Source organism: Vibrio sp. JPW-9-11-11 (genome assembly GCF_013369335.1).
GTDB lineage: Bacteria > Pseudomonadota > Gammaproteobacteria > Enterobacterales > Vibrionaceae > Vibrio.
Genome location: NZ_SZQJ01000009.1, coordinates 353,061 through 366,670, shown reverse-complemented (window position 1 = coordinate 366,670; position 13,610 = coordinate 353,061). Strand labels below are relative to the sequence as shown.

Sequence of the window (13,610 nt, the reverse complement as noted above, 5' to 3'; positions counted from 1 at the left end):
TCGCATAACAATAAATTTAAGAGTGATTCACAACGCTTGGCGTTTTCACTTCAAGCCAGTTTAGTGTTTATGACACAATGTTTTAGCTAAGGTGGTTGCGTGGCTCACACCTTAATTTGGCTATGTGCCTACTAAGATTTAACAGTTTTGATACACATATTATTAAGCTGTTTTAGTGCCCAACATTTCCAATGATTCATTGTGAACTTTGGACATAACAGGATAAGGAAAGTGTATGTTTTATTTGTTACTCATAGCATTGGCAATTACAGGAGAAGTTCTCCCAGAGGAGCACAACAGGTTTTATGCTTTGGGTACGGGCCAACCGCCGATTGTGTTACTTAGAGAAGGTGATGAACTTTGGAATGCAAGGATGATGGACCGAAAGAACTTGCAGCATATCCCTCAAGGCTTATTTCATCTCAATGGTTTGGCTGTTGGTAGGAAGACGAAAGAAGACTTCAATTATTATGATATGTCCGAATTACTGTCGATAGAAACAATCACCCAGTTGGCAACGAATAAGCGGTTTGATGTTCAAGGTGGCCAAGTTTATATCAATCATGATTACGAACTTGATGAACGAGAGGGGATAGAAGTTCGTTACTCATCAAATGATATCCGTGAGGAAGGCTTTTCTGTAGTCATATTGTGGGATAAACAGTTTGACGATGAAATGGTACTTCCAGCCAGTAAACATACCAAACTAAACTATACGAATATATCGGGTTTTTCACCAGAAAAACTAAGAGTGGCACGAAACGAAATTTTTGCTCGCCATGGCTACATTTTTAGCTCTAAAGAGCTTACCTATTATTTTTCCACTACCAGTTGGTACAAACCTGAAACAAAAAATGTGTCGTTAACTGAGGTTGAAAAGTACAATGTTATGTTCCTCAAGCAGCTGGAGAAGGAACAAGAAACGCAGTTTCAATCACCCAAAGCCAATCAACAACGCCCAGTCTATACCGATGACGAATTAATGCCGGGTTCTGATATAAGGCCATTGAAGAAAAGTGAACTGACGGGTTTCTCTGCTCAGGAGTTACGTTTGATCCGGAACGAGATATTCGCGCGGCATGGCTACATATTCAAATCTGAAGATCTGACAGAACACTTTTCAAAAAGAACATGGTATTACCCGATTTTTGATTCGGTTGAGCTGTCCACGATTGAAGCTGCGAATGTAAGGTTGATTAAGTCGGTGGAAGGTGGTCAGTAAGAATATTGAGTAAGTGAGTGTAGTGGATGAACAAAAATGGGCACTAAGATCGAGGTTTTGCCGTACCTCTGGTAATCCGTAAAATGCTAATTTAGCAAAGTCACTGACACAGAATTGTCCAAAAGTTTGTTGGGGTAAGCTGTAATTTGTGTGCTGTAATAATATCATTCCGACCAACGAAGAATTTGTCATCGCTCAGCAGTCAGTTGAACTTTTGTAGTTGATTCAACAAATCAGATGGGAAAAGCGAGCCAATGTGGCTCGCTTTTTTGGTTTGAATGCCATGATTAATTGTTGTTAATCCATCCGGGTAATAAAGGTTTGCGCGTCATCGAAAAAAGCGACAAAGCCACCGTGATAGATAAACACTCGACCGCGTCCCTCAACTAAGCAGGCGAGCTGTGGGTTCAAGTCTTCTTCGTTGTTCGTTCTTTGAAATGTTCCGGTATCGGTGATAACGCCACTGAGATTGGGTAAGTGACCATAAGCGCGCTTGGCTTGATCAATCAGGCTCAATTCACTGATGCTCGAGAAATAAGAGGGGATAGCACCGGCTTCTTCAATAAATAGAGGCTTGATTTCTTCAAAAGCGGTAATCACTAGCCAGTCGATGCCGTTAACATGATGGATAAACATAAAGGGTCTCGATAATTCTGATCGGCTAATTTTATCACTATCGAGGGAGTGAAGAATAGTCTAGGCAATGGCTGCTGAGTAAATTCTACTGCCCAATAGTGTGTAAGACCATGTAGACTTGAAACGTTTTTAATAGTGTCAAATGGAAGTTTTCTTTATGCGCAAGTCAGATAAGAAGGTCGAGAATCTAATCAGAGAAGTACTGACCGAAGTTTGTGAAGAGTCGTTAAAAGGTTACGATGGTTTTCTATGGGTGACTCACACAGTCAAATTCTCATCTTTTCCACAAAGCCTAGAAATCATCTGCGTATTCGAGTCGAACCAAGACAGAGCCAACTTTTTAGCGGGAGAAGGCCAACCGCATATTTCAGACGCAGTTCAAAAGGCGTTTAATAAGGTGGGAGTGAAACTAAAGAACACAAGCAAGCATATCCGTTACGAGACACAGCAAAATCTTGATTCTGGCCGTCATAGAAAATGAGTTGCTAGTGAACCTCTGCGGCCTTTGACTAACTCGTCGTTACCTCTTTTCTTTCCTAAGTTTTGTGTAACTTATCATTCCTTGGTGGGCAATTCACAACGCTTACTCGGCGTTTGGCCTCCCAAGCGAAGTGTTTAAAAATACCACCTATTAAAAATTTAATTTGAAACGATGTTTTGTTTTTGTGTTATTATGACGGGAGATTTTACTTGATTGAAATGAAAAGGGATTCCCATGCAGAAAACGGTGGCTGTGTTATTAGCAGATGGTTTTGAAGAAGGCGAAGCGGTGGTGTTCATCGATGTAGTACGACGCAGCGGTATGCAAGTTGACGTGCTGGCTTGTAAAGACGATGTTGTTATGAAAACCTATTTTGATACGCGTATCAGCGCTGACTTCACTTTGGCAGAAAAATTCGAACAGGATTACGATGCGGTCATGATGCCGGGTGGCCCTGAGGGAACGGACAATTTAACCAGTAACCCGCAGGTGATTGCGTTTTTGAAACGCCACATAGACGCAGGCAAGTACATTTGCGCGCTTTGCTCATCACCCGCAAAAGTATTGGGTAAACATGGTCTTCTTGAAGGTAAACACTTCACAACAGGGAGTGGTTTGGAAACCTTAGTTGAGAAAGGAGAGTACTTAGACCGCAAAGTGGTGGTGGATGGTAACTTCATTACCGGCAAAGGTTTGGGTGTTAGCTTTGATTTTGCCCTGACGGTTGCTCACACACTTCGTACCGATGACCCGGACCATATTCTTTGGCAGGCAGACCATATTTATTACGAAGGCTGGCCAGCGTCTGTTAAGCGTATTGAAGCATAATCTATTGCGGCTTCGGCTTGCCGTTTATTGTGAGCGATAACTTAGCGCTTAACATTGGTCACTTTTTCACGGTGAGTTCACGTGCTAGCATCGGCAGTAATACACTACTTAGGAATCACATATGTCGTCAGATCATTACGGAACCAGCGCCAATTACGCACGTAAAGAAGCAGGCTATAGAGAAAAAGCTCTAAAACTGTATCCTTGGGTATGTGGAAGATGTGCGAGAGAGTTTGTTTACTCAAACCTACGTGAACTCACGGTTCATCATAAAGACCACGATCATACGAATAACCCTGAAGACGGCAGTAACTGGGAACTGTTGTGTCTCTACTGTCACGACCATGAGCACAGCAAATACTTAGAACATGAGCGTTATGGTAGTGAAATAAAGCCCGGTGATGATGATCATCAAGCGGCAACGTACAACCCTTTTGCTGATTTGGCAAACATGATGAAAAAGTGATTGGCCACTGATTTGCGGTTGGTACGCAAATATTGCCAGTTCAAAGTAAAGGCCTCACAGAGGCCTTTTTAGTTTGTAGTGTTTCTATCCGTCAATCATGTTTAGTCGTTGAGTTTTATCATCATGGCTGTTAGGTTGTGTGTATGAAATACATTTCAGCATTGACATCATTCTTCATCTGGTGGCGCTCTCTCTAGAGCGGCACTGAATGCTTACATTCTTTAGCTGCTGGAAGGTAGCTAAGAATGTCATCTCTTTTGTATCTCCAGTAGCGTTTTATTTTAACTAGGAGATATCTCATGAGTACCAACCCAACGACGAACAATCCAGAAATAATTTTGACCGGTGACCGAGCGACAGGCCCGTTGCATCTCGGTCATTATGTCGGGTCTTTGAAGCAGCGTGTGGCTTTACAAGACATTCACCAGCAAACAATCCTGGTTGCCGATATGCAGGGGCTTACTGATAATGCCCACAACCCCAAAAAAGTTTCATCCAATATTTTAAATGTCGTTGCTGACTATCTCGCCGTTGGTATCGATCCGTCAAAAACAACGATTTGTCTTCAATCACAACTTCCTGCGCTTGCAGAGTTAACCATGTATTACAGCAACCTAGTCACCATCAGTCGGTTAGAGCGAAACCCGACCGTTAAAAGTGAAATACAGAACAAAGGGTTTGAACGATCGATTCCAGCGGGCTTTTTAACGTACCCTGTATCGCAAGCTGCCGACATCACGGCTTTTAACGCATCTTTAGTTCCTGTTGGTGATGATCAGATACCGATGCTTGAACAAACCAATGAGATAGTGAGAAAGATAAACTCTTTGGCGGGACACACAGTTTTAAATGAATGTCGACCTTTACTCAGTAACGCTTCTCGGCTCCCTAGTACCGATGGGAAAAATAAGATGTCTAAGTCGATGGGTAACGCTATTAATCTTGGGGCGACGGCAAAAGAGATTACCGCAGCGGTAAAATCAATGTATACCGATCCTAACCACCTAAAAGTTGAAGATCCCGGTAAGGTAGAAGGTAATGTAGTGTTTACCTACCTTGACGCTTTTTATCAGGATAAGAACGATATCAAACAATTAAAAGATCACTATCGACGCGGAGGTCTAGGTGACGGTGCAACGAAAAAAATTCTGGAAGAGTGTTTGCAAGATATGCTTCGACCAATCAGAGAGAAAAGAAGAGAGTTTTTGGATGATAAAGCACAATTGGTTGATATTTTGGTTCAGGGAAGCGAAGTCTCTAGAGAAAAAACATCGAAAGTACTTTTTGACGTCAAAGAGATTTTTGGACTCAATATTATTTGAATGCCACTTTCTCTATGTGATGGCGTAGATGAGACCAACCCAGTAGAGAAAACTGGCCAAGGCTGCCGTAAAATCACGAGCTAGCTATCGCCGCTAGCTCATCCTGCAGCCTTGCCGTAAGGCTGTGCATGAAAGATTCCGAGCTATGTTTATTACCTCGCTCACCACCTTTGCAGGGCTGTTATCTTTGTTGACCGAGCGCAGTACCAAGCGCACTACTTGTTCTCGTAGTGAATGATATTGTGAAATACCGCGTTCTCATGGCCGGTGTTTTTATATCCATGCTTTTGATTCGCATTAAAACGGACGGCTTGTCCTGGGCGTAACGTATGCCATTTGCCGTCAAACAGGACTGCCATCTCACCAGAAATACAAACAATATGTTCAATCACGCCTAGGTTATGAGGCTCGGACTGATGCTGATAGTCGCGCGCTAGGGTCAGTTCGTACACTTCAAATCCGAGCGTCGGTTCAAATGGAAACAGTAAGCTGACAAAAAAGCCTTCATTATAGTCTTCACGTCTTAGCGCATTCGCATCTCTAAACAGGCTAGTCAGTTCGGTATTGGCACTGCGGGCTATAAAACTGGAAAACGACACATCGAAGCCGGATGCAATTTGCCACAGCTTAGCGACCGTGGGGCTGGATTCGCCCCGCTCGATTTGTCCTAACATCGCTTTGCTTACTCCGGTCGCTTTGGCCGCTTTATCTAGGCTCCAACCTTTTTCTTGGCGAAGGCGCTTTAAATTATCGCCGACTTTAATCTCTGTTTGCATAAATTTTTGACAAATACCTTGTGCGTTATAACGCACGAGTGCTATGTTGATTGTAATGGACGTTATAACGCACAAGGGACGAGATTAATATGACTACGCTAAAACTTTCTCATATCAGCACTGGTTTTATTGCCGTTTTTATCGGCTATGCCAGTGCGGCTGCGATTATTTACCAAGCTGCGTTGAGCGCTGGCGCAACAGACGTGCAAATCGCGTCGTGGTATTGGGCATTAGGTGTGGGGATGGGGGTTAGCACGATACTGCTGTCTGCCTACTTCAAGCAGCCTATAGTGACAGCTTGGTCGACGCCTGGCGCAGCTTTGTTGATCACCTCCTTAGAAGGGTTAACCATCAACCAAGCGATTGGCGTATTCATGTTTAGTTCTTTATTAATGACGTTCGTTGGTATTGCGGGTGTGTTTGACAAAGTCTTGAAGCAAATCCCCACTGCGATTGCATCGGCGATGTTAGCGGGCATTTTATTGCAATTTGGTTTGGGGCTATTTAACTCGCTGGTGGAAGAAGGTTGGGTAGTGATTATTATGCTGGCCTTATACATCGTGGCAAAGAAACGTTGGGGAACTCTATTACTTCCCGGCATTGTCATTGTTGCGTTGATCCTATGCTTTGCTATGGACAAGCTCGATGTGAGTGAGGTGGCCGTGGGTTTGACGACACCTGTTTTTATGGCGCCTGAGGTCGATGTGTTCTCTTTGATTAGTGTTGGCGTTCCACTTTTTATCGTCACCATGGCTTCGCAAAATTTACCTGGATTTTCGGTTCTGAAAGCCAACGGATACCGCGTTAAGTCGTCTCAAATCATGACAACGACCGGAATTACAGGTCTTTTGCTCGCGCCATTTGGTGGCTTTGCGTTTAATCTGGCCGCCATAACGGGGGCCATTTGTATGGGCCCTAATGCGGATGCAAACCCAAAAACGCGATATATGGCGGGGATCGCGATGGGCGCTTTTTACTTACTGGCTGGAGTGTTGGGGATGTCCTTTGTGTCACTATTTAGCGCTGTGCCAAGCGCGATAGTGATTGCCATTGCGGGTTTGGCGGTGATACCCACTTTGATGAACTGTCTCACGGTATCTCTGGCTGATGAGCGTTGTCGAGAGCCCGCACTGCTAACGTTTCTGTTCACCGCATCCGGTGTTCAACTAATGGGCATTGGGAGCGCATTTTGGGGCATATGTATTGGTTTAGTGGGTTACTGGTATGGGAGCGAGCGACGGGCTAAGCAGAATATCGCCGATACTTCGTCGGCTAACAATCGTTGAAATTAGTGCTTTACCTCAACTTAGGTTGAGGTTTTATCCTTGTTGTCGATGGAAAATAACCAACAAAGGACAAAGTATGATTCAACTTGAACACATTAATCTCGTGGTAGACAACATTCCTAAAACGCTCGCCTTTTATCAAACGGCTTTTCCGCATTGGTTTGTGCGTGATGAGGGGCAAGGGGAGTGGTACGGTAAAGCAAGAAACTGGCTTCACTTTGGCGACGACTATCAATACATCGCTTTGAGCGATCATGGCGAAGGCAACAATAGGGATCTCGCTGGCCATCAGATAGGGTTAGCGCATTTTGCCTTTATGACCAATAACCTAGATGCGCTAGTCGAAAGGCTCACTCAAGCGGGGTACCCAATAGCCAAGCCTGGAGCCGTAGAGCCATTTCGCAAGAATATCTATTATGTCGACCCTGCTGGCTTTGAAGTGGAGTTTGTCGAATACCTAAGTGATGATCCCAAACAGCGAAACCGCTCGAGTTAGGTCAGCGACAGAGAAGATGTGGACTGATGTTCTCAGTTGCTAGGGAGAAAAGGCAGGTTACCCTGCCTTTTTCGTTTTAGAGAGGAAACTGCCCTAGGTGATGCTGGATAATATCGTTGGCGATATATTTATGCGCTGCGGTCGTCGGGTGGGTGACACCCCAAAAAACATATTTATCTGACCCATGGTAAGCACAGTCACTGGTGAAACTGTGACTGTATAAATAATCGATCGCGGAGCTACGCTTGATATTCAAACAGGCATCAGACGCGTTTTCAAAGCCGTGCTGCTGTGGATTGCTGGTCATCTGCTCGAACAATTGATAGGTTTCGTGAAGCACTACGTTAACGCCTTGACTTTTATACAGCTCAGCTTGCTGACGGATGAACTCGTTGAAGGCAAAAATTTTGCTTTGAACTTTATCGATCTCATCTTGTGTTGAGTACTTAAACTGTGGCGCTTTGGTGGCATCAGGTAAAGTCAGCAAAATCAGATGTTTTGCACCCGCATCGGTTAAGCGGATGAGCGCACTGCTTAAATCTGCTTTAACATCGCTCACTTCGCGGTTGTAATTCATGAAATCGTTTAAGCCAAACTCCAATGTAAACAATGTCTTAGAAGGGTTGTAGTTTTTGGCCATCTTCATGTATGTCAGATAGGAAGTGACTTGGTCATAGATGCCAGTTAATGCGACGTACTGGTTGGTACCCGCTGCGCCTCCCACGGCCCAGTTGTAAAGTGGTAGATCACGGCTTTGCGCTAAATATTCCGTCCAGACAAAACCATTTGAGAAATGCCCTAAAAACCATGAGTTCGCATTCGGGAATACCCACTGTGAGCCATTGAACAGATTTCCGGTATCGGACAGACTATCGCCAAATGCCACAATACGGTTAATCTTACCTGTGGTTGTGGTGTCATTGGACCAAATAGAGTGATTATAAGACAAGCGATTGTCCGCGGCGTAGTAGAGGAGATCAGCGGTGTCGTGATCAACATCAAGTGTCTCTTCACAGCGCTGCTTGATGGTTTGCTGCGATGTGGTGGTGTAGAACATGTTTTTGAAAGAAACCGATGACCACCAATAGCCATCAATCGTGAAATAGTCTCCATCCTTGTCCAGAGCCCACTCCCAGCTTGTTGCCGGGTCATCATGAGTTTGTGCCGGGCGGTACCAACAACGAACATAAGTGTAGGTTTGATCGCTCTGCACCGAGGTTGCATACGCTGAGGTCACCATTTCTGGAGTGGTTGGAATATCATTGGCGAAAGCGTTCGCTCCGAACAGCCCCAAACTGGTGAATAAAAGTGCATTTTTCATAAACGTTCTCTTCATTTTCATGGATTAGAGTATATGCTCTCTAATTCTGTATGGCATAAGTGAACGATATGAGTCAAAACATAATCTCAATGAATAGATATGAGGTGAACCAAGATCAAAGAAATACCTGTTCAGTCTTAACTAAATTAGCAAATGGCGTTTTTAATTAGGCTAATTTAGAAACAAAAATAATAGGTTAAGTTAAATTAATTAATTCTAATGTATTTGTTTAATAGTATAAAAGTATCAGAGTGATATTTAATCATCAATATGGACAAGTTAACTTAGTGTATCAACGTGAGTTCTTGCCAGTAACGAAGTATTTGTTCTTTATTTAACCTGTTTTATAGGAGTAAAACGTTAAAGCGTAATAACTCAATATTACGTTTGTACAATAACTAAACAGGAAAAATAACGTGAATAATATTAAGGTTTTTAAAACAACGTTAGTCGCTGCCTCGGTGTTTAGCGGATTATTAGCTGTCAAAGTCAATGCTGCAGTAGATATTTTAGATGTGAAATTGCAAGGTCAAAGCTGTGAAGTGGGATTTAGGCCAATTACGCAAGATGAAGTCGCACCGATTAAGTCTGATCTGGTTGGGCAAATGGGGCCTTGGCAAATCACCAACATTGCCGATGGTTATGTTCTGATGGGGCCTGGGTATAACGGCACGATTAAACAAGACAATTTGGCCGGGACAACCTGGTGTACTTATCTCACCCCACCCGATCACAGCATTCCCAACTATGCACCTCTATTACTACCTGAAAACGATGAAGCTTATACCGAGTGGCACTTAATTAATAAGCCTGAATTTTATAAGCCACTGGCTTTGTTGGCTCATTACCTTGGTTTTGGTTGGGCAGGGGGCACAGGTAGCCAGTATGTGGGTGATGATATGGTAACCGCCACAGATGGGCGCGGCCATTACGATATCGATGCAGATACCTCGGGTTCGTGTGACGGTTACCGCTGTAATGAACGTTTGAAAATGGATATTAGTGGCTTTGAATATCACATTGATCCAGAAACGTTTAGCGCGGGTGAGATTACCCAATCCGATAAGGAGCTGATTGGTCGCCGCTCAGAAGTGGTTACCAATGAGTCCGATCTCGAGCAACAGTACCGCGTGACCTTTAAATATGAAAAGGCGACAAACTGGTCCAAAACCGATACTTATGGACTCAGTCAAAAAGTCTCTACCAAGAACAAATTTAAATGGCCATTGGTCGGTGAAACTGAGCTCTCTATTGAGATTGGCGCCAACCAGAGTTGGGCTACAACCAACGGTGACTCCGAAACCAAGGGGATCTCAAATACGATAGTGGTTAATGTCGCGCCGAATACCAAGCAAGAAGTCTTTATGGAGGTGTTCCGTTCATCGATCAGTTACCCATACTCATTCAATGCGGAGTTGAGTTACGAAGTGGCGATGCATGGATTTTTACGTTGGTCTGGCAATGCGCTAAGTACTCATCCTGACAACCGTCCTGATTATACAGCTCGTTGGGTGATTGGTCGTAATGGAGGCAATGATAAAAATCTTAAGTATCAATATGAACATCGCAATATCCCTGCAACGTCAAATGAATGGGATTGGCCGTGGATGCTACGCGAATATGGTGCCGATAACGTGAAAAGCTTATTGGGTGAGATCCTAAGACCGATTCAAACTCAAATAACCGGTGAGTTTTTCGCTGACGCATCGTTTGGCTCCGATGTCCGCTTTGGTAAAACGATTCCTTTGGATGGAAGAGTGAAACGTTCAACAGAGTATTCGCTTTCTGACCAAGAGTTAGAACAGTACGGGATTAAGAACTTTAGCGTTGAAGTGGTGCCTGTTCCTAAACTGTAATAAAAAAAGCGCGGCCTTCGGGCCGCGCAAAACTTCACGTGGAAGTATGGGAATAGAGAAGAAAAGGAGCGTTATAAATCAACGATGATCGTCTCAGTGGTTTTTGCACCGTCATCGTCCATCACGGTGAGCGTCACTTCATGAGTACCATAACTTGGGAAAATCTTAGTAAAGATTCGACCGCGCTTAATTTTGCCATTCGGCAATACCCATTCAGTATCGACAATCCGACCATCTGAGTCTGTGCTGGTTGACCACATGGTGACCCAACGACCAAGATGGATGTAATGTGCTTTTGCAATCGGCTTTTGGTTTGGCGCCAGGACAGACACTGATTGAGACACGCTATGCGAAGCTCCGCGGTCATCGGTAACCGTGAGTGTCACTGTATACTCGCCAGAATCTTGATATTGCCAAGACGGGGCTACTTCTGTACTGCTTTCACCATTACCAAAGTCCCACAGATAGGCGCTAATCGTACCATCTGAATCAACACTTGAGTTTGTCGCCGACACATTCAAACCATCAATCGAGACGTCGAAGCTGGCCACAGGGTCGATGTTGGGCTGCTCTGTTTTAGACAGTTTGATAACGCCATACTCATTGTTCGGTGACTGTTCGATAACTTCGACAGTTAAGCCCAACTCCGTTAATAAACGCCCCGCATCGGGTGCACCCGGATTCGAGTAGTCTTGATTATCAGCAAACTCGCTGTTAGCAATCAGGCTTGTATCTTCGAGTACATCACCGTCGGAATTCACGAGACGCATGCTCGCTTGATCGGCAAGAGAAAACGCCGCATCTCTGATTTGGTAGCGCGTTTGCGCTGCGGTGCCAGAGTTCGCCCAAACCATGGCGTTTTGGTCTGCATCAACCACGCCTAACCAACCCTCTCCAGGGTGCTTGCCAACCCAGTTGTCTGTCATCGACTCGTCTACATACCAGACGATGAGACCTGGTTCGAACGACATCATTTGACCGAAGCGCTTGATGTTGTTCAACCCTTGGTCGACGTCATTGTGACTGCGCCACTGTAGCAAGTAATAGTGGGCAGCTTGGTTGAAGCCGTCATTGACTCGGAAGCCATTGAGCGCAAAGCTAGGTTGGGACTCTCCGTCGTCTAACAGAGTCTCGATTCCATCAACGTTGAGAGCTATGTTGTCGAGGTGCAGGCCTTCCATTGCCAGGCCGCCGTCGGTGACGTAGTCGAAACCGAGAGTGATAGTCTGTCCAGCGTAATCAGATAGATCGAATTCAGCATCAATCCAACCGTCAGACTCGCCGCCAATAGCGGGCACCAAACCTGTCTTGTATGGGTCGTCCATTGTTGTGATGTTACCAGCAATAGGCTGTCCATTAACCAACACACGCGCAAAGTCGTAGTCTTTTTCGATTTGGTACCATGCTTTAAAGGTGAGTTTTACATTCGAACCTTGAGGAACTTGGACTTCACGCTCCATTCGGTTGTCAAGGTCATCCCCTTTACCACTATGGAAATTAAACTGACCAGCAAATGGCGCTAGCCCTTGGGTACGTTTTACCGGAAGATCGACGCGCACCATGTTCGGTTTTTCGTTATCTGTGGTTTGATGTAAGGTGAACTCGACTGGCTTGTGATTCAAATCATCAAGTGTGACAACATCATTCACAACCCAACGTCCACCAATAGACGCTTGGAGGAATTGCTTGGCCCACGAGCTGAACGCGGTGGGTTGAGTTCCCCCAATTTTACCTGCCCAACTACCAGAAGACATAATCGACCAATAGGAAACGGGTTCGCCCTTACCTGTGTATTGAGTGTCGTACTCGTCGGGTAGACCTAAATCATGACCGTATTCGTGCGCACACACACCAGCAGCGGCATCAATTGGTTGAATAGTGTAATCGAAAGCAGCATATTGGCCGCCGAATCGCCCTGGCACTGTACTGCTTGTACCATCGAGTACATGGTACTGACCTAAGTTGTAACGATGTGACCATATTGCATCAGGGCCAAGTACGCCGCCACCGGCTTCTTCACCCACTGACGCGTGAAACACCATGAGGTGGTCAATGACACCATCAGGCTCACGGTAGTTGCCATCGCCATCGTAATCATAGCGATCTTCAATGTCGTAGTCGGCTAAATTGATTGATGGATCTTTAGCCAGTTGGTTGAGAGCTTCGCGCACCAGTTCTTGGGCGTTAATGTCGTTGTCGGTGGTGGGGGAATTACCGCCATAAAATGCAGCGTTATTGGCAGCGCGATACCAGCCAGCGGCTTGGCCAGCAACACTATAGCTGCTTCCGGACTCTTTCTCATAGTATTGACGCATTGAGATAAGATTTTCACCATTTGGGCCAGCATAACCGCTGTCGGAGAAGAGTAGCTCTTGGTAGTGAGCAGGCTCGTAGCTCTCATAGAGCATTTCGGTATGCTCTTCGGTGAGTCGATTGTCATTCCAAGGTAAGTCTGGGAAGTCAACCAATACCGCTAGTACTTTGTCGGTGCGCTTGTCGTTGCTATCGAAAGAGAACACGTGGGCTTTATGTTGCCCCTTCTCTGAAGCGATGGTTTTAAGAATTTTTGCGCGCTGTTCTAGTGCTTTTTTACCGAACTGAGCGTCTCCTTTAAAGCCACGATTTAGCTTTGCTGCGATGTAACGGTCGAGCGCTTCTTGGCGCTCGTCGATAGAGGCGTCTTGTTCAAGTTTGCCCTGAGCGATCAACATCTCGATCACTTTGTCTTCGTTAATTACACCTAAATCCACTGGCGTTTTCGCGTACGCGCCAGTGCTAAGCAGAGTGAGCACTGCGGTTGCAAGCAGTGATTTACTCATGGTTTTCATTGTATTTCCTTATTTATTTTAGTTGCCAACTGCCCATCAATTCGGGCGATAACGACGTTGCTAGGCCGATATACAACGCATCAAAAAAGAAT

At 45.0% G+C, this 13,610-nt stretch carries 12 protein-coding genes; 8 read left to right on the top strand and 4 right to left on the bottom strand.

Going from position 1 to position 13,610, the window contains the following annotated elements:
* Window positions 1-235 precede the first annotated feature (235 nt).
* Window positions 236-1,222, top strand: a complete 987-nt coding sequence (locus FCU94_RS13960; protein ID WP_176289121.1) for a YARHG domain-containing protein — start codon at window positions 236-238, stop codon at window positions 1,220-1,222.
* A gap of 297 nt (window positions 1,223-1,519) precedes the next feature.
* On the opposite strand, the gene FCU94_RS13955 is transcribed toward FCU94_RS13960, so the two are convergent.
* A complete protein-coding gene (locus FCU94_RS13955; protein ID WP_176289120.1) occupies window positions 1,520-1,858 on the bottom strand; it encodes a cytosolic protein in 339 nt (112 codons plus the stop codon).
* 157 nt (window positions 1,859-2,015) lie between these two features.
* Between FCU94_RS13955 and FCU94_RS13950 the strand changes: the two genes are divergently transcribed.
* The 4 genes from FCU94_RS13950 to trpS all read left to right on the top strand — a co-directional run bounded on the left by FCU94_RS13950 (window position 2,016) and on the right by trpS (window position 4,955).
* Window positions 2,016-2,339, top strand: a complete 324-nt coding sequence (locus FCU94_RS13950; RefSeq protein WP_176289119.1) for a Fis family transcriptional regulator — start codon at window positions 2,016-2,018, stop codon at window positions 2,337-2,339.
* A 234-nt stretch (window positions 2,340-2,573) separates the two neighbouring features.
* Entirely contained in the window at window positions 2,574-3,167 is a 594-nt protein-coding gene (locus FCU94_RS13945) for a DJ-1/PfpI family protein (RefSeq protein ID WP_176289118.1), read from the top strand.
* A 121-nt stretch (window positions 3,168-3,288) separates the two neighbouring features.
* Window positions 3,289-3,633, top strand: coding sequence for a YajD family HNH nuclease (locus tag FCU94_RS13940; RefSeq protein WP_176289117.1), 345 nt, complete (start codon window positions 3,289-3,291; stop codon window positions 3,631-3,633).
* Window positions 3,634-3,932: 299 nt separating this feature from the next.
* On the top strand, window positions 3,933-4,955 hold the full coding sequence (gene trpS / locus FCU94_RS13935) for a tryptophan--tRNA ligase (RefSeq protein ID WP_176289116.1): 1,023 nt from the start codon (window positions 3,933-3,935) through the stop codon (window positions 4,953-4,955).
* A 215-nt stretch (window positions 4,956-5,170) separates the two neighbouring features.
* Here the strand turns inward: trpS and FCU94_RS13930 are convergent, their stop codons facing one another.
* Complete coding sequence (locus FCU94_RS13930; protein ID WP_176289115.1) at window positions 5,171-5,731, bottom strand: helix-turn-helix domain-containing protein; 561 nt, start codon at window positions 5,729-5,731, stop codon at window positions 5,171-5,173.
* Window positions 5,732-5,820: 89 nt separating this feature from the next.
* Between FCU94_RS13930 and FCU94_RS13925 the strand changes: the two genes are divergently transcribed.
* Window positions 5,821-7,017, top strand: coding sequence for a benzoate/H(+) symporter BenE family transporter (locus FCU94_RS13925; RefSeq protein ID WP_176289114.1), 1,197 nt, complete (start codon window positions 5,821-5,823; stop codon window positions 7,015-7,017).
* Window positions 7,018-7,093: 76 nt separating this feature from the next.
* On the top strand, window positions 7,094-7,513 hold the full coding sequence (locus FCU94_RS13920) for a VOC family protein (protein ID WP_176289113.1): 420 nt from the start codon (window positions 7,094-7,096) through the stop codon (window positions 7,511-7,513).
* A gap of 76 nt (window positions 7,514-7,589) precedes the next feature.
* Here the strand turns inward: FCU94_RS13920 and FCU94_RS13915 are convergent, their stop codons facing one another.
* Window positions 7,590-8,834, bottom strand: coding sequence for an SGNH/GDSL hydrolase family protein (locus tag FCU94_RS13915; RefSeq protein WP_176289112.1), 1,245 nt, complete (start codon window positions 8,832-8,834; stop codon window positions 7,590-7,592).
* Between the two features lie 416 nt (window positions 8,835-9,250).
* Here FCU94_RS13915 and FCU94_RS13910 point away from each other — a divergent pair, with 416 nt between their 5' ends.
* The gene (locus FCU94_RS13910; RefSeq protein ID WP_176289111.1) at window positions 9,251-10,690 is read left to right on the top strand and encodes an aerolysin family beta-barrel pore-forming toxin; all 1,440 of its coding nucleotides are present in this window, start codon (window positions 9,251-9,253) and stop codon (window positions 10,688-10,690) included.
* A gap of 71 nt (window positions 10,691-10,761) precedes the next feature.
* Here FCU94_RS13910 and FCU94_RS13905 read toward each other — a convergent pair whose 3' ends face one another.
* Complete coding sequence (locus FCU94_RS13905) at window positions 10,762-13,518, bottom strand: immune inhibitor A domain-containing protein (RefSeq protein ID WP_176289110.1); 2,757 nt, start codon at window positions 13,516-13,518, stop codon at window positions 10,762-10,764.
* Window positions 13,519-13,610 lie beyond the last annotated feature (92 nt).